This window comes from Streptosporangium longisporum, assembly GCF_039534895.1.
Lineage (GTDB): Bacteria > Actinomycetota > Actinomycetes > Streptosporangiales > Streptosporangiaceae > Streptosporangium > Streptosporangium longisporum.
In genome coordinates, this window is the sequence record NZ_BAAAWD010000015.1 from 239,761 (window position 1) to 256,866 (window position 17,106).

Annotated in this window: 13 protein-coding genes; 8 read left to right on the forward strand and 5 right to left on the reverse strand. The window is 71.5% G+C overall.

Going from position 1 to position 17,106, the window contains the following annotated elements; all coding sequences use genetic code 11:
- Positions 1-488: 488 nt before the first annotated feature.
- From ABD832_RS27490 to ABD832_RS27500, 3 genes are all read left to right on the forward strand, one after another.
- Entirely contained in the window at positions 489-1,439 is a 951-nt protein-coding gene (locus tag ABD832_RS27490) for a YeiH family protein (RefSeq protein WP_344900466.1), read from the forward strand.
- A 189-nt stretch (positions 1,440-1,628) separates the two neighbouring features.
- Entirely contained in the window at positions 1,629-2,567 is a 939-nt protein-coding gene (locus tag ABD832_RS27495) for a pseudouridine-5'-phosphate glycosidase (protein ID WP_344900468.1), read from the forward strand.
- A gap of 7 nt (positions 2,568-2,574) precedes the next feature.
- Complete coding sequence (locus ABD832_RS27500; protein ID WP_344900470.1) at positions 2,575-3,525, forward strand: carbohydrate kinase family protein; 951 nt, start codon at positions 2,575-2,577, stop codon at positions 3,523-3,525.
- A gap of 57 nt (positions 3,526-3,582) precedes the next feature.
- Here the strand turns inward: ABD832_RS27500 and ABD832_RS27505 are convergent, their stop codons facing one another.
- Positions 3,583-4,296, reverse strand: coding sequence for a hypothetical protein (locus ABD832_RS27505; protein ID WP_344900472.1), 714 nt, complete (start codon positions 4,294-4,296; stop codon positions 3,583-3,585).
- Between the two features lie 71 nt (positions 4,297-4,367).
- On the opposite strand from ABD832_RS27505, the gene ABD832_RS27510 reads away from it, so the two are divergent.
- On the forward strand, positions 4,368-5,402 hold the full coding sequence (locus ABD832_RS27510) for a hypothetical protein (RefSeq protein WP_344900474.1): 1,035 nt from the start codon (positions 4,368-4,370) through the stop codon (positions 5,400-5,402).
- Positions 5,403-5,563: 161 nt separating this feature from the next.
- Here ABD832_RS27510 and ABD832_RS27515 read toward each other — a convergent pair whose 3' ends face one another.
- The gene (locus ABD832_RS27515; protein ID WP_344901768.1) at positions 5,564-6,454 is read right to left on the reverse strand and encodes an SIR2 family NAD-dependent protein deacylase; all 891 of its coding nucleotides are present in this window, start codon (positions 6,452-6,454) and stop codon (positions 5,564-5,566) included.
- Positions 6,455-6,980: 526 nt separating this feature from the next.
- Complete coding sequence (locus ABD832_RS27520; RefSeq protein WP_413224377.1) at positions 6,981-8,237, reverse strand: FxsB family cyclophane-forming radical SAM/SPASM peptide maturase; 1,257 nt, start codon at positions 8,235-8,237, stop codon at positions 6,981-6,983.
- A gap of 323 nt (positions 8,238-8,560) precedes the next feature.
- On the opposite strand from ABD832_RS27520, the gene ABD832_RS27525 reads away from it, so the two are divergent.
- Together ABD832_RS27525 and ABD832_RS27530 are read left to right on the forward strand one after the other, a co-directional pair.
- Positions 8,561-9,880, forward strand: a complete 1,320-nt coding sequence (locus ABD832_RS27525) for an HEXXH motif domain-containing protein (protein WP_344900478.1) — start codon at positions 8,561-8,563, stop codon at positions 9,878-9,880.
- A gap of 121 nt (positions 9,881-10,001) precedes the next feature.
- On the forward strand, positions 10,002-10,889 hold the full coding sequence (locus ABD832_RS27530; protein WP_344895986.1) for an IS5 family transposase: 888 nt from the start codon (positions 10,002-10,004) through the stop codon (positions 10,887-10,889).
- Positions 10,890-10,897: 8 nt separating this feature from the next.
- Here ABD832_RS27530 and fxsT read toward each other — a convergent pair whose 3' ends face one another.
- On the reverse strand, positions 10,898-13,417 hold the full coding sequence (fxsT, locus tag ABD832_RS27535) for an FxSxx-COOH system tetratricopeptide repeat protein (protein ID WP_344900480.1): 2,520 nt from the start codon (positions 13,415-13,417) through the stop codon (positions 10,898-10,900).
- Positions 13,418-13,703: 286 nt separating this feature from the next.
- Here fxsT and ABD832_RS27540 point away from each other — a divergent pair, with 286 nt between their 5' ends.
- Both ABD832_RS27540 and ABD832_RS27545 read left to right on the forward strand, forming a co-directional pair.
- A complete protein-coding gene (locus ABD832_RS27540) occupies positions 13,704-13,913 on the forward strand; it encodes a hypothetical protein (protein WP_344900482.1) in 210 nt (69 codons plus the stop codon).
- 246 nt (positions 13,914-14,159) lie between these two features.
- Complete coding sequence (locus ABD832_RS27545) at positions 14,160-16,142, forward strand: nSTAND1 domain-containing NTPase (protein ID WP_344900484.1); 1,983 nt, start codon at positions 14,160-14,162, stop codon at positions 16,140-16,142.
- Here the strand turns inward: ABD832_RS27545 and ABD832_RS27550 are convergent.
- Positions 16,072-16,893 (reverse strand): hypothetical protein, encoded by an 822-nt coding sequence (locus tag ABD832_RS27550; RefSeq protein ID WP_344900486.1) that lies wholly within the window; start codon positions 16,891-16,893, stop codon positions 16,072-16,074. The two genes, ABD832_RS27545 and ABD832_RS27550, sit on opposite strands and share 71 nt — an antisense overlap.
- Positions 16,894-17,106: the final 213 nt, after the last annotated feature.

Consider the following 17,106-nt stretch of genomic DNA (forward strand, 5'->3'; position numbering starts at 1 on the left):
CCCCGTCCTTCCGCCCCGCCGTACCGGCGGAACCGCGGACGGCGGGAGCGGAGAGGACGGGGACCGGGACGACGCCGTCCCGCACGGCACGGCCGAGAACGACACGGACACGGACGACACGAGTACGGACAACGGAGCCACGGACAATGGAGTCGCGGGTGACGGAGCCACGAACGACAGGATCGGGAACGGCGGGAGCGGGGACGGCGGGAGCGGGGACGGCGGGGCCGCGGACGGAAGTGCCGGCGACGCGCCTCCGGCCACCGGAGCCGCGAACGGCACCCCTGCGGCCGCCGGGACCACGAAGAACGCCTCCCCTCCCACCGGGAACACACGGGGACCCGCTCCACCCGGCGCGGTCGAGGACGGAACCCCTCCGGCCGCCGGAGCCGCGGACGGGCCGTCCCCGGACGGCGGAGTCGTGGGCGGCGAGGGCGGCGAGAGCATGGACGGAGCACCTGCGTCCGCTGGTCCCCGGACTCGCCGTCGTGATCGTGGCGACGGTGCTGGCCACGGCGGCGAGCCGGGCCGTCACCGGGGTGAGCGCGGCCGTGCTCGCGGTGGGGCTGGGGGTCGCGCTGACCAACCTCGGCGGCCTGCACGCCCGCCTGGCCCCGGGCCTGCGGTTCGCCTCCCGGCGGGTGCTCCGCCTGGCGATCGTGCTGCTCGGGCTGCAGATCGCCCTCCCCGAGCTGCTGGCGCTGGGCGGGGGCGCGCTGGCGGTGGTCGCGGTCGCGACCGGTGTCACGTTCGGCGCGACCCGGTGGATCGGGGCCCGGCTCGGGGTGGACCCGCGCAGGTCCCTGCTGATCGCGACCGGCGTGTCCGTCTGCGGGGCCGCGGCCGTGGCCGCCATGCACGAGGTCGCCGGCAGTGACGACGACGACGCGGCCGCGGCCGTCAGCGTGGTCGTGCTGTACGGCAGCGCCTCGATCGTCGTGCTGCCGCTGCTCGCCGGGGCGCTGGGCCTGACGCCCCACCAGCTCGGCCTGTGGACCGGCGCGTCGGTCCACGAGGTCGCCCAGGTCGCGGCCATCGGCGCGGCGGCCGGCGCCGGGGTGCTGGCGAGCGCGGTGGCCGTCAAGCTGGCCCGGGTCCTGCTGCTGGCCCCGATGGTCGGGCTCGTCTCCGCCGCCCTGCGCCGCGGCGCGGCGGACCGCCCGGCCGGGACGCCCGGTCACCGGCCGCCCGTGGTGCCGCTGTTCGTCGCCGGGTTCGTCGCGGCGGTGGCGGTACGGAGCCTGGGCGCCGTACCCGCCGGGGTCGCCGACGCGATCCCCGGCCTGACCTCCGCCCTGCTGGCGGCGGCCCTGTTCGCCCTGGGCACCGGGATCGACCTGCGCCGGCTCGTACGGGGCGGGCGGTCGCTGCTGCTGGGGGGCATCGCCACGGTCCTCATCGGCGGGATCTCACTGGCCGGCGTCCTGATCGTCGGCTGACCCCGGCCGGCGTCGCCACGGTCCTCATCGGCGGAATCCCACCGGCCGGCACCGTGATCGTTGGCTGATCTTCGAGTGGACGTCTCCCCGCAACCGCCGTAACCTGCTCTTTCTGGGAGGACGGTGTCGTTTACCCCGTTCCAGAAGAGCATGATGATCATCACCGCGGACAGGAAGACAGAACCGCTCATGGGTACCACCCGACCGGCCCTCACCGACATGCTGCGTCCCTCCGAGGAGGTGGCCGAGGCGCTGGACCGGGGCGCCCCGATCGTGGCGCTGGAGTCCACGATCATCTCGCACGGCCTGCCGCGGCCCCGCAACCTGGAGGTCGCGGTGGAGCTGGAGCAGATCGTCCGCGAGGCCGGGGCCGTACCCGCGACGATCGCGGTCCTGGACGGGGTCGCGCACATCGGCCTCGACAAGGACCGGCTGGAGCGCGTCGCCGGTGAGCCGGGCCTGCACAAGCTGGGCTTCCGCGACCTGCCCGCCGCCGCCGCGCTCGGCGCGAGCGGGGCGACCACCGTCTCGGCCACCTCGTTCCTGGCCGCCAGGGCGGGCATCCGGATCTTCGCCACCGGTGGCCTGGGCGGCGTGCACCGCGGGTGGGCCGAGAGCCAGGACGAGTCGGCCGACCTCGACATGCTGAGCCGTACCCGCATCACCGTGGTCTGCGCGGGCGTGAAGTCGATCCTGGACGTCCCCGCCACGCTGCAGCGGCTGGAGACGCGCGGGGTCACGATCGCGGGCTTCCGGACCGGCGAGTTCCCCGGCTTCTACCTGCACTCCTCGGGCGAGCCGATCGACTGGCGGATCGAGACCCCGGACGAGGCGGCGGCCATCATGCGGGCCCAGGACGAGCTCGGCGGGCCGCAGACCGCGCTGATCGTCGCCAACCCGGTGCCGCGGGCCGAGCAGCTCGACCCCGCCCTGCACGACCGCGTCCTGGCCGAGGCCCTCGCCGCGGCGCGCGAGGAGGGGGTCACCGGCCAGGCCATCACCCCGTTCCTGCTGGGCTACCTGGTACGCGGCACCGACGGCGCCTCGCTGGAGGCGAACCTGGCGGCGGTGCGCGGCAACGTCCGGCTCGCCGGGCGGATCGCGACCTGCTGGAGCCGGGGAGACTGAGGACGCCGTGACCGGAAACGGCCTGTTGATCATCGGCGACGTGGTGACCGACGTCGTCGCGCTGCACGCCGGGTCCGCCCGGTCCGGCCTGGCCGTCGGCACCGACACCGCCGCCGACATCGTGCTGCGTCCGGGCGGCTCCGGAGCCAACACCGCCTCCTGGGCCGCCCGCCTGGGGGCCGACGCCCGGATCCTGACCCGCGCCGGTTTCGACACCGCCGACTGGCACGCCGCCGAGCTGCGCCGTTCCGGGGTACGGGCGCACCTGCGGGTCGACCCCGACCGGCCGACGGCGGTGGTGATCGCCATGGTCGACGTGACCGGGGAGCGGTCCATGCTCACCAACCGCGGCGCGGGGGGGCACATCGGCACGGGCGACTGGGACGAGAGCCTGCTGGAGGGCGTGGGCCACCTGCACCTGTCGGGCTACACGCTGTTCGCCGAGCCCGGGCTGCAGCTCGCCCGGCTGGCCATGGCCGAGGCGTCCCGGCGCGGTGTCTCGATCAGCGTGGACCCCGCCTCGACCGGGTTCCTGCGCTCGTTCGGCACCGAGCGGTTCATGCTGGAGACCGCCGCGGCCCGGCTGATCATCCCCAACCTGGACGAGGCGCTGCTGCTCGCCGGCGAGAACGACGCCGAGGAGGCCGCGCGGCGTCTGAGCCTGCACTACGGCGCCGCCGCGGTGAAGCTCGGCTCCGGGGGCGCGCTGATGGCCAGGGACGGAAAGTTGGCCGCACGCCTTCCCGCGCTCGCCACCGAGGTGGTTGACTCCATTGGAGCGGGGGACGCGTTCGCCGCCGGGCTGCTGACGGCCCTGCTCGGCGGGGCCGGCGACGAGGCCGCGCTCGAGGCGGGGTGTCGCGCAGGCGCGGAGGCCGTGACGGTTCTGGGCGGCCGGCCGCGTGTCGTTCCGTCTGATTTGGGTACCAACGAGCTTTACCCTCTTAACACCAATTGATAGCTTGCGGCGTAAGCTGCACCACTAGCCACACGCGTCACTTTGGGGAGGTTGCGGTCAGCCGATGGATGCAGAGTCATCGATCTGCCTGAGTGATCTGGTACCGGCCCTGCGCTGGAGCCGCCCCCAGCAGGTCGCCGAAGCCCTGGCCGATCCCCGGCTGCCCGCCGGTTGGTGGTCGTCGGTCACACTGTCCAAGGCCCTCGGCGCCGCCGGGCTCGACTGGGTCTGCGACAGGCTGGCCCGGCTCTCGCTGTCCCGCTGGGACCATCTGCCGCTGAGCGACGTGCTGCCCGCCCTGCACGTGCACACGGTCGACCCCACCCTGCCCGGCTGGCCCGAGCAGGCGCGCTCGGCCGTCGCCGGGCTCGGCGGCTGGGCCCGGCTGCGCAGGCTGACCGCCGGAGACCTGAGCGGGCCCGCCATGCCCCCCTCCCCGGAGGTGGTGGTCACCGCCATGTTCCGCGAGGTGCTGAGCCGCATCCCGGGCATCGCCGAGCAGGCCGCGCCGTCCGCGCCGTCCGCGTCCCAGACCCCGGCCCAGACGCAGGTCCAGACGCAGACGCAGGCCCAGACGCAGTCCCCGGCTCCCGCGCAGCCGTCCGTGCCCCGGATCCCGGCGCAGGTCCCGGCACAGGTCCCGGCACAGGCCGCCGCGCAGGCCCCGGCCGGGCCGCAGGCGCCGGAGGTGCCGCAGCCCGCGCAGGAGCGGCGTCCGGCCCCCGGCGCTCCTGTCGCCCCCCGCCGCTGCCACGGCCTCCGCGGCCCCACCCGCGCCCGCACCCGAGGCGTCCGGTGCCGCGCCGCGCGTCGACCTCAGCGAGTACCCGCTGGTACGGCTGGTGGACAACATGTTCCGCGACTGGGGCCCGCTGGAGCGGGCGGTCGCGGTGGAACGGCTCTTCGCGGTCGACCCGATCAGCCTGCGCGCGCTCGCGCACAAGCTGAACGCCGACCGCGACGCGTTGTCGGTGGCCCAGCGCGCCGCCGAGGAGCGCATCCTGCTGTGGCTGCGCTCCTCGGAGTCCGCGCCGCTCACCGGGCACATGTTCGGGCTGACCGAGTGGCTGGGCGCCGCCGCCACCAAGGAGCAGCTCATCGGTGCCGACCCCGCGCACCCGATCGAGGTCCCCACGCTGCGCACCCCGCTCTGGCGGGTGCTCGTCACGCTCATGCCCGACCGGCGTCTCCAGGACGACTGGCTCGTCGTGGGCGACCTGGGCGGCCTGCGCGACCGGACCCGCCGCCTGCTGGCGAACAAGCCCGCCGACACCGACGCGGTCGTGCTGATGGAGCACCAGCTCGGCATCCGGGCCCACTCGGCCCAGGCCTGGCTGGACGCCCTGGCCGTCAGCGCCGCGCAGCGGCCCTCCCACGAGGAGCCCGCCGCCGGGGAACCCGCCCGGCAGCTGCCCCGCCGTACGCCGGGGGCCAACGGCCACCACCACCGCGGTGGCCAGCCGGTCCCGCAGGTCAGCGCGAGCTCCATCGACCCCCGCGCCGCCCTGGCCACGCTCTCGGCCCTGTCCGCCGGCAACACCCGGCCTCACCTGATCACCAGCAGGCGGGCCCCGATGCCGCCGCCCGCGAGCCCGTCCGCCGACCCGAGCCGCTGGCAGCGCATAGAGGTGACCAGCGACCACCTGCGCGGCGGCCCGGTGGCCGTCCCCGAGGGGTACGCCACCCGCCTGGGCATGCGTCCCGGCACGCTGCTCTCGGTGACCGGCCCCGGCGACAACGCGGTGGTCCTGGTCTGGCGGGACCACCCGGTCTTCGACTCGCTGCAGCCGGTGCTGATGCGCCTGAACGCCCGCCCGGGCGACCAGGTCTACGTCACCGTGGACGGCTACCGGCTGGACGCCCAGCTTCCCGCCTGACCTGTGCGACGGACCTCCCCGCGGACGTCTCGCGGGGAGGGCACGCCCGACGGGGATCACCGGAGCACGAGGGCGGACCGGACCTGGGCTCTTCAGCGGCCCCGGCGGCGCGACGCCCGCGGGCCCGCGTGGGGCCGCTCGACGACCGGGGTGGCCCACGCTCATGACGGCGGGCCCATCCGCCGGCGCAGCTCGCCGCAGAACTCCTCCGCCGTCCCCCAGAAGATGGAGATCTGTGAGCTTTCGTAATACCTGTCCAGCCAGCGTCTGACCTCGCGGACGTCCGTCTTCGCGCTGACGAGCGACGGGGTGAGCTGAACGCTCACATGCCTGCGGCGGTTGACCCCGCACACCGTCTTCAACAGCCCGTGGAAGAGCACCCGGAAGGTCCAGTCCCGCAGGCTGTACCCGACGAACAGCAGGGAACGCGTGGTCAGAGCCGCCCGGATGGAGGGGGGAAGGATTCTCTTGTCGCCCTCGACGCCCCCGGCCGCGAGGCTGGTGAGGAACTCCAGGTAGTCGTCCTCGGTGAGCACGACCGACGCCGGATCTCGCAGGCTGCCGTGGAGATGGTAGATGAGCGGCGCGCCGGCCCGCGGATTCCAGCCGTCCTCGCTCTCGAACAACTCCTCCGCGTACTCCAGATCCTCGTTCCACGGGCAGACGGCCGTGTTCGGATTCTTTCCCACGCCCCGCAGAGAGCGCGCGATGAAGTTGTCATAGTTTGTCGTGAGATACACCGATAGGGGAAATTCGGCGAGCAGGCCGTGCGGCTCCAGCGGGTGGAGATAGTCGGGCTCGCGCCCTGATTTCAGCTCGGCGCAGACCTGCTTCTTGACGTAAAGGGGGTCGCCGTATTTCATCACCGCATACTGCGTCACCCTGGGAAGGTCGTGATCGTCGTCGAAGGGGTATTCCCATCGCCGGGCCATCTCACGGCTCAGCGCCACTCCCGTCGGGAGGGCCCCCACGCACGCCCCCGACCCCAGGAACGGCGTGCAGTCTCCGCTTTCCAGCTGGTCGAGCAGACGCTCCCACTCGGCCTCCCCCATGTCATGCACGCAGGGCACCACCTCACGGTCAAGAGGGCGGACACGATGACGAATCCGATATCACCCGACTCTATGTGCACGATCAGCCCCCTGGAAGAAAACTCCTTCTTTCACCTGCGTTACGGACGGAAAGGCCCCCGGATCATTCGGCATCCGCTCCGCGAAGCGCCACCGCGGACACCGGGATCGGCCCGCACGGGCAATGGCGGTCCTCTCACGAAAAACGATCACTACGCTTTTCACGCCGGAGATGCTCTCGCTTCGGCGCCACCCCGAGTGACCGATCTTGAATTTCCTTCACCGCGGCGCGCTCATTTCACGTCACATCAAACGACCGGCCATCGACGCCCGAATTCGAGACATCCGAAAAGCGCAATGCGGTTTTCCCCTGATGCGGATCGTTCCTTTCTCGTGCGACGAGGGACGCCGCATTCCCGGAACCGGCCCTCGGCGACGTCCGCGTCGCGAGCCCCTTCTTCCGCCGGGGCGCCGGAAGGACGCCTCCGGCGAGCCGGCGGACCACCGCTCACCGGCTCGCCTTCAGCGCCGCGACGTCGCGCGCGAACCTGTCGCGGATGTGGGTGATCAGCCGGTAGAGGTCGGGGCAGTAGACCGAGGCCCCGAGGAACCCCTCGGCCTCGCTGTAGCGGTGCGCGTACAGCCCTCCGCCGCAGACGGAGCGGAGGTCGCAGGCCAGGCAGACGGGGGCCAGCGCGAGCTCGCCGAGCTGGCGGGCGACCATGGCGGGGTGCGTGAGCGCGGCGTCGAAGGAGTCACGGAGAAGATGCAGCCGGGTCGCGGCGGCCCCGTGGTAGCTGGACTTGAGGATGTCCGACTGCTCGATGCTGCCGTCCGTCTCGACGACGACCATCCGGGCGGGCGACAGCCCGACCGTCTCGCTCCGCGAGGCGCGGCCCGCCAGCAGGCGCATGATCTCCCCGAACAGCCGGACCTCGGTCTGGTGGCCGGTCGATCCGTACCAGAGATCGAAGATCGGAATGAGCCAGTCGGCGTACGGCGTGTCGGCCGATCCGGGGACGCGCCCGGGCGGGGGCGTGGACCAGTTGCCGTGCGGGAGCAGGAAGTCGATCGCGGGCGGATCGAATTCGAGGAGCGCCTCATAGGTCGCGATCGGATCGTTGCGCACGTCGACCGTGCAGAGAAGGCCACTGAACAGGCGATGGTACGGGCCGCTGGTGAGACGTCTCAACGCGGCCGTCACGGCCGCGTGACTCCCCCTGCCGTCGGCGTAGCGCCTGTGCCGATCGTGCCCCTCGGCGTAGCCGTCCATGCTCACGCCGACGCCGATCTCCAGGGCGTCGAAGAGCCGGAGATAGGTCTCGTCCAGCCGCAGTCCGTTGGTCTGCACGCCGACATGAACCCGGGTTCCGACCTCGGCCGCCTCCCGTCTGATCGTGCGCACGGCGTAGGAGATCAGGTCGGGCCCCGCCAGCAGCGGCTCCCCGCCGTGCAGGACGACCTCGACCTCGGCCAGTTCGTGGGTGAGGGCGTGCTCGGCGATCCGTCTCGCCGTGCGGTCGACGATCGCCGTGGACATCCGCCGCGGCTGGGCCTTCCAGGACTGATCCGCCATTTCGTACACATAGCAATGCCGACAGGCGAGATCACACCTGCTGTGTATCTTCAGGATGAATTGCCGGAAAGATGCGGGGCGCCATCCCGTGGACAGCAGCCCCGGAACATCGAGCGTCTCCGGGAAAACCCCCCCGGGAAACGACAGCCTAAAATTAGACTTATCCGACAAATGGAACACCCTTCTCACGCTTTCCGGGACCGGCGCAGGAGAAACGAAGCCCGCGAAACACTATGCGCACCGTCCACCGGGCCGTACGGACGGTCCACGCACGGCGACGGGTTCTCGTCCCCGGGGCCGCCCCCGCCATTACACAGCGCGATCGGGCACCGATCAAACACGGGATCAGGCCCGCCCGCGGGGCCGTTGCGACACGCGGTGAAATCGCATCGGGCGGGCTTCAAAACCTGCGTCAGGACAGCGGCATGGATATCGTGGCGGGAACGGTCGTCTCAATGCGCCCCGCACCGCCTGACACGGTCAGGAGCACGTCCCGATCGAAGGAACAGAGCGTGAAGGTCACGATGAACCTGCGTGAGCACCGGATCCCGGTCGAGGAGTTCTCCGAGCTGGCCGAGGGCGGTGGGGGGATCGCCGTGCTCACCGAGCTCTCCGCGGCCCAGCACAGCAAGCACATCCTCCTGGTGCGGGGGGTGCTGGAGGCGGCGCGGGCGAACGGCCATCCCGACGCCGACGTCACCCGCCGCGCCTACGACCTGCTCGCCGCCGTCCAGCGCCGCCACCCGGAGGTGGTCGGCACGGTCCTGCGTCACCCCTCGGTCGGCGCCTGGGCGCGCCGCACGGTGAAGATGCTCGACGGCGGCGACGCGGACGCGGCACCGGGACAGCTCGCGGCGGTCGCAGCCGCGGCGGCGATCCGGTCCGGTACGGCCTGCGAGATCGACGTGCCGGCCGTGAAGGGGGTCGTCACGCTGCCCTCCCTGGGCCAGGCGATCCTCTCCCCCACCGTCTCCACGGCCACGGTCGAGTGCGCCGCAGACGGCACCGAGGTGGCGGCGGATGGGGTCATCGTCCGGATCCCCCGGCACCCTCACCGGGACGCCCCGGGCTGGAAAGGCCTCCGGTCGCTGTCGACCCAGGCCGGTGGCATGCCGCTCAGCCTCCTCATCGACGACCTCGACCCCTACCGGATGCCCGGGACGGCGAACATCGGGACGCGTCTCACCGAGCACGAGACCACCCGGTGGCAGTCGACGCTCGACCGCGCCTGGGAGCTGATGGTCCGCCACCACGAGGCCGTGGCGCGGGAGGTGTCGACGACGATCACCGTCCTCACCCCCCTGGCCGCACCGGCCCAGGGCCAGACGAGTTCGAGCTCGCGGGAGACGTTCGGCTGCGTCGCGCTCTCGACACCTCCGGACGCCACCACCCTCGCGGTCACCCTGACGCACGAGACCCAGCACGCGAAGCTCTCCGCCCTGCTCGACCTCGTCCCCCTGACCCTCCCCGACGACGGCTCCCGCTACTACGCCCCCTGGCGCGAGGACCCCCGGCCCGTTCCCGGGCTGCTCCAGGGGGCCTACGCCTTCCTGGGCGTGGCCGGTTTCTGGGGACGCCAGCGTCACCTGGAGCAGGGCGCGGCCGCCGTGCACGCGGGCGCCGAGTTCTTCCGGTGGCGCGAGGCCGCGCGCCTGGTCACCGGCACCCTGCACGGCAGCGGGCGGCTGACCGCCGCGGGCGAGACGTTCACCGCCGGAATGGCGCGGCGCCTCGACGAGTGGTCACGGGAGACGGTCCCGGCCGATGCCCGCGACCTCGCCCTCGAGCGCGCGGAGCACCACCGTGCCCGCTGGCTCGAACACCACGCCTAAGGCCTGTCTCGAAGTCCGGTATGTAGCGGTGTGTAACGATCGCTAAATAAAGAGATCTCCGGTAGAGGGTTCAACGACCAAGAAGAACCTGAACACCGGAGATCTCGTGACCACCCTAGCGGTGACGCGGCGGTTCGATCTGACCGATGCGCAATGGGCGGCCTTGGAACCGCTGCTGCCGGCGGCCAAGAGGCCGGGGCGGCCCTCGCGGTGGACCAAACGACAGCTGATCGACGGGATCCGGTGGCGGGTACGGGTCGGAGCACCGTGGCGGGACGTGCCCGAATGCTATGGCTCCTGGCAGGCGGTGTACTCCTTGTTTCGCCGGTGGCAGCGCTCAGGTACCTGGCGGCAGATCGTGTGCGGCCTGCAGGCCGCCGGCGATGCCCAAGGGCTGATCGGCTGGCAGGTGGGAGTCGATTCCACGATCTGCCGAGCCCACCAGCACGCGGCCGGGGCATCAAGGACAGCAGACCGGCAGGCCGAGCCGCCCGGCGGGGTGGAGACCGAACCCGGCGATCACGCGCTGGGCCGCTCTCGCGGTGGCCTGTCGACCAAGCTGCACCTGGCGTGCGAGCAGGGCCAGAAACTGTTGTCGCTGGTCCTGACCGCCGGCCAGCGCGGAGATGCACCGCAGTTCGAGGCGGTCATGGCCGCCATCAAGGTGCCCAGAGTAGGGCCGGGACGGCCGCGGACCCGTCCGGACCGGGTACGGGCGGACAAGGCCTACTCCTCCCAAGCCATCCGCTCTCACCTGCGCCGGCGCGGTATCCGCGCCACGATTCCCGAACCGGCCGACCGGGTTCAAGGACGGCTACGACGCGGCAGCCGAGGCGGTCGGCCTCCGGCCTTCGACCGGATCGACTACCGCGATCGCAACACCGTGGAGCGCGGTATCAACCGGCTCAAGCGCCACCGCGCTCTCGCCACCCGATACGACAAGCTCGCCGTCCGTTACCAAGCCACCATCCATATCGCCGCCATCAACGACTGGCTCACCTGCCTTTGAAACAGGCTCTAGACGGCGGGCGGGTCGAAGTCGAAGTCGAGCCGTTCGCCGGCCAGGGCCACCTTCGTGTCGGGGTGGTGCTCACCCAGCACCCGCCGGTACCGCTCGAAGGTGTCGACGCTCAGCGCCTCGGCCTCGCCGAAGGAGTCCTCGCTCTTCAGGTCGATGATCAGGTTGTTCGCGCAGGCGAGCGTCAGCGGATGGTCCTCGGTCAGGAGCCCACGCAGCCGGGTCAGGGTCTGCCGGCCCAGCCGCACCGCCTCGGCCACGTCCCCTCCGAAGGCCAGGTCGCTGGCGAGGTTGACCGCGCACGTGAGCGAGTAGTGGTGGGTGCGTCCGACCGTACGGTCGAAGCCCTCCAGGGACCGCCGGTCGAGGTCGGTCGCCTCGTCGATCCGCCCGCTGACGCGCAGGAGCAGCGCGAGGTTCATGTCACAGCCGAACGTGAAGGGGTGCGACTCCTCGTACCGCCTGGGGTAGCGTGCCGCCGTGTCGCGCAGCAGTTCCAGGGCCTCGGCGACCTGCCCGTTGGTGCGCTGCGCGTTGGCGAGGCAGAGAGCCGTCGCGAGCGTGTCGGGGTGGTCCCGCCCGAAGATGCGCTCCGCGCGCTCGAACGTCGACTCGGCCAGCTCCGCCGCGTCCTCGACCAGTCCGGCCCTGCGCTGGGCGATGGAGAGGTCCTTCGCCGTGCGCAGGGTCCACACGTGGTCCGGGCCGAGTTCCCGCACGCCGAACTCGTAGGCGTCCTGGCCGATGTCACAGGCCTCGGAGTAGTCACCGCGCAGCCGGACGATACGGGCCAGGCCGTTCCAGGAGGCGAGGACGGCCGGCTTGCCCACGGCGCTGCCGGAGGAGGAACGCTGGAGCGAGTGGACCCTCTTCAGGAGCTCGAACGCCTTGCCGTAGTCACCGAGCAGCATCTGGTCGACGGCGAGGTTGTTCATGGCCTGCAGCGTCAGGGGGTCCGTGGGGCCGAAGGCGGCCTCGTGACGGCGCACCGAGTCCTCGTCGTGCGCCAGCGCTCCGGTGAAGTCGCCCCTCGCCCTCAGGTCGGCCCCGTGACTGTTGGTCATCAGGAGCGTCTCCTTGTACTCGGCTCCGAGGACCTCCCTCATGCGCTCCAGGGTCCGGCTGTTGATCGCGAAGGCGGTCTTGTAGTCGCCGAGCTCGCGCAGCACCAGGCCGAGGTGCCGCTGCGCGGAGAGCACGTACTCGTCGTCGTCCCCGCTGTCGGCCCGCCACCTCACGATGAGGCGCTCGACGAGGTCGACGGCCAGCTTGAACGATGCCGACGAGTACAGGAAGCGCACCATGCGCAGGGCGAAGCGGCGCACCCGGGGGTCGTCGTTCGCCTCGACCACGGCGGGCTTCATGTGGCTGAGCAGTTCGCCGTAGCGAGGCCAGAGGGCGTTGTCGTCCGGCCGCTTGGGCGCTGTCATCGCCAGCAGGAGATGCACCTCGCGGCGGAAGGACTCCTTCTCCTCCTCGCTCAGCTCGTCCCGCAGAAGGGCCTGGACCAGCCGGTGCACCAGGATCGTCCGGTTGCCCGGATCGATCCGCACGAGCGCGTAACGCCCGAGTTCCCTGATCGCCCTGCTCAGCAGGATCGGGTCGTCGAAGAGGGACCCGAAGCGCGACTCCGAGACGAACTCGCGGGGGAAGGTCTCGAAGACGTCGTGCGGAATGGGATCGGGGCCGAAGAAGGCGCAGCAGCGCAGCAGTTCCACGGCCGCGGGCTGCTTGACCTTGAGCTGTGACACCGACAGCGACCAGGCCGCCGTCATCGACAGCGGGTAGCCGGTGGCCTTGTTGGCGTCGAGCAGCCGGGTCGTCTGCTCCTTGAGCAGCGTGAGATACCGGTCGACGGACATTCCCGTCTCGTACTGCAGCGCCCCGGCCTGCTCCAGGGCGAGAGGAAGATCTCCGAGCTCCTCGGCCAGGCGGTCCCTGTCCTCGTCGCCGATGGGGCCGGGCACCTTCTTGCGCAGGAACTCGATGCTCTCCGTCCTGCTGAACACGTCGACGGGAACGGTGTCCACCACGCTCTCCCAGGCGTGGTTGCGGGAGGTGATCAGGACGTGTCCCGGGCCTCGCGGGATGATTTCGTTGATCTCCTCCGGCCTCTCCGCGTTGTCGAAGACCAGCAGCCACCGGGAGTAGGGATCGCCGCGGCGCAGGGCGTCCAGCACGGCGGCGGACGCCTCCTCGACGCCCATCGCGGACGAGGACTCCACCCCCAGGTCGGGGGCGAGTCCGGCCAGCGTGGAGCGCACGAGCATCGGCTGGTCGGCGGGGATCCACCAGATCAGGTCGTACTCGTCCTGGAAGCGGTAGGCGTACTCGATCGCGACGTGGGTCTTGCCGACACCGCCGAATCCGTGGAGCGCGTGCGGCACCACGGCGGTCACCTCGGAGGTGACCCCGGTGTGCAGCTTGTCGAGGAGATCCTCGCGACCGGTGAAGTTCTTGTTCCTCGGCGGCACCTTGCCCCAGATCCGGGGCCGGCGTCCCTTGCTCCGGAAAGTCACCGATGGCTCCGAACTGGACATGCGATCGCCTCCGCTCGCCCGATTCCGGTTCAGCCTAAGAGACCCGTCCACGTCAAAGGCATGGACGCGGGGGTCACACTCCCATACGGGATTATCGAAAAGGAAATACGGCACGCATGTATCCCCCGCTCTTTGCCGCACCAAAACAACCGGCTACGCTAGGTTGGCAAGTGCTCGTCGAGCGTGGAAAGACGACACTACAAGTGATCCCGCCGAGAAGACAACCGTATACGGAACACATCAAGAAGAAGGCAAGGTACGTCCTGTGGCCAGGAAAGCAGACGGGAAAGACGCAGGTCACGTGAACGGCCGCCTGGTCGACGTGACCGGGCTGACATTGGCCGATCTCGATCGGATCGAAGGCTCGCCGCTCAAGGACGCGTTGCGGCACATACTCGACGATGATGACATGGGACCCGTTGCCGGATTCTCGTCGGTCGTACGGAAACCCGGGACCTCGGCGTTGCCGAAATAAGCGATATAGAGTGTTGTAAGGGCATATCTCCTTGACCAAGGTGGCTCATGCACGGTGCCGGCCGGGAAAGCCGATCGATTCGCTCGCCGGAAACGTCCACGCCCCGGAGAGCGGTCGCGCGGGCCCGTCCCCTGCCGGTGACACCGCGCGCGACCGGCGCCCCGCCGGGCACCGTCGCACGTGTGCCGGCCCCCCTGCCCCCGGCTCGCCGGGGAGCGGGCACGGCCGAGAACGGAAGCGGGTGAGATGACGATCACGGCCTCCGCCGGGGACCGCCCCCTTCGACCGTACGTGGGGCTGCGCTCCTACGACGGCGACGACCACGCACTGTTCTTCGGGCGGGACCACGAGGCCCGCGAGATCGCCACCATGTGGCCGGCCACCGGTCTCGTGGTCCTGATCGGGGCACCGGGCGTCGGGAAGTCGTCGCTCCTGCGAGCGGGCGTCCTGCCCCGCATCGACACCCGGCACGCGGACGTCCTGCCCGTCGCCCGGGTGTCGCCGCACAGGCTCCCCCGGCCGCGGCCGGACGGGCTCGGCAACGCCCACGTCCTGGCCCTGCTGTCGTCGTGGGCCCCGCGCAGGCCGCTGTCGGAGCTGGCCGGTCTGACGGTCTCGGACTTTTTGAGGGGGCATCCGGAACGCGTCGACAGGTACGGCGACCCGATACCCGTCCTGGTCGCCATCGACCAAGCCGAGGAGCTCTTCAGCGGTCCCGTCGACCAGGAGAAGGAGCGCCAGGAACTGCTCCTCCAGCTGACCCAGGCGGCCAGGGACCACGCCGGGCTGCACCTGCTCCTGTCGCTGCGCGAGGAGTACCTGGCGCCCATGCTGCCGTACGAGCGACTGCTGGGCCGGAGCTCGCGGACGCGCTTCCGCCTGCTCCCCCTCTCACGCGCGGCGGCCCTCGACGCCGTGACCAGGCCCCTGGAGGGGACCGGCCGCTCCTTCGCCCCCGGCGCCGCCGAACGGCTCGTCGACGGCCTGGGGCCCGCTCTCCTCACCGGCCACGACCAGGAGACCGGCACGTCCCGCACGGTCGAGCCGGTCCGCCTGCAGATCGCCTGTTCCGCGCTGTGGGACGCGCTTCCCCCCTCCCTGACGGAGATCACCGCCGGGCACGTGAACCTGCACCTGGACGTCGACGCCTTCCTGACGGGGTTCTGCGAGCGGGTCCCGGTGGAGGTCGCGGCCGGATCCGGAGTGGCGGTGAACGAGATCCGCTCCTGGCTGCGCACGACCTTCGTCACCGATCCGAACAGGCACACCACCGTCGACGAGGGCCTGCACACGACCGCCGACATGCCGAACCACGTGGTCAGGGCCCTGGAGGACCATCACCTGCTGCGCAGCGAGCAACGGCTGGGATTCCGCCGGTACGGGTTGCTGGACGACCGCATGCTGAGCCCTCTGCGCCGGTCGCGGTCCTCGGCCACCTGCCTCGCCGACGCGCGGGCCGCGCTGGCCGAGGGGAACCGGGCGGCGGCGCGCGACCGCGCGGAGGAGGCGTGCTCGCTGGAGACCGGGGACACCTCGGTCCGGGCCGAGGCGCTGGTGATCCTGGGCGAGGTGGCGGCGGGGACGGGAGAGGTGGAGACCTCGCGACGTCACTTCGAGGCGGCCGCGGACATGTTCGCGAAGCTCCAGCGCTTCACCGGCGTGGCCACCGCGCTGGGCGGGGAGGGACGGCTCTGGCTCGGCCAGGGCGAGTACGACAGGGCGGTCGAGCGGCTCCACACCGCCCTGTCCTGGGCGCCCAACGATGTGCCCGTACAGCTGGCGCTCGGCGAGGCCCTCTGGCACCAGGGCAACCCGCGTTCGGCCCTGGCCCTGCTCAACGGGGTGGTGGCCCTGGCGAGCGACCCCCCGGCCGAGGCGCTCGCGCTGCGCGGCGAGATCTTCGCCGACCTCGACCGGCCCGTCGAGGCGCTGCGCGACCTGGAACGCGTACGGCCGGACCGCCGTCCCGGCACGGTCGCCGCCAGGGCGCTGGCCCTGGCCCTGACACGGCGGTTCGACGCCGCCGGTCAGGAGAGTCTCGACGCCCTCGCCGAGGACCCCGGCAGCGGGCCGGTCCTGCTGCGGGTCGCCCGCGTCCAGGCCATGCTGGGGTGGGTCCCGTACTCGGAGGAGCTCGTCTCGCGGGCGCTGGAGGCGGTCAGTCCCGGGCTTCCACCGCACCTCCGGAAGCAGGCCGAGGAGCTTCTGCGGAAGAGGAGAAGCGCCTGACGTCCGGGGTCGCGGCCTGCCAGATGTGGTCGAACTGCTCCAGCCAGTACGCGTACCAGCGCTCGTCGCGTCCCCGGGTCAGCTCCAGGTGCATGCGCGAGGAGGTCGACGGGTTGTGGAAGCCGTGGATCTCGACGATGATCCGGCCCCTGGGCGTCTCCGGGTCGACGAGCACCAGGCTGAACCCCGGGCTGTAGGCGAGCAGGCGGTACTCGAACCCTCCCGCGACCTTCCAGTCGCCCATCAGCCGCAGGCGCTCCAGGGTCCCCTCCAGCGAGGCGGGGAGCCGCTGGACCGGGAACTCGACCGAGTCGTCCAGCTGCCGGGCGGCCAGCCGGACGGCCGCCCTCTCGGCCGGGTCGAGCACGACGATCCTGACGCTGCCCTTCTCCCGCGCGAGCACCGTGGTGCGCAGCAGCTCACAGGTCCGCGCCGACAGCAGGTTCACCGCGGACGGGGCGAACACGCGGACGTCGCGCGCGTGGGCGAACAGCGACGACAGCGGCGCGGTGTCGTACACCGACCGGTCGTGCAGCAGGTCGGCGGGCGGGGAGGCGGACTCGGCGGGCAGGGTGAGGCGGTAGAGCAGCAGTCCCAGCCCGGAGAACAGGACGGCCCATCGCAGGTCGTCCTCGAGCGCGTCGCTGAAGACCGACAGGAGCGCGAACGCGAAGACGACGACGGTGAGGGCGTACGCGTCGATGTGCTGGCGGGCCCTGAAATCCGCGCCGATCCTGCGCAGCCATCGCATACCGGCCCCCCCAGCCCTCGGGTGCTGTCGTAGACGACTATGCCCACTGCGCGGGGACGGGACCTGTGGACGCGCGATGTTTCGTCCCGTTTCCGGGCGGCTCGCCTCGGGCGGACGGGAGGGATCCGGGCCCCGGGTGCGACACCGGCCGGGGCCCGGCATGTTCTGACGTGCTCTGACCTGCTCTGATGTGCCGTGACGCGGGGCGGCGCG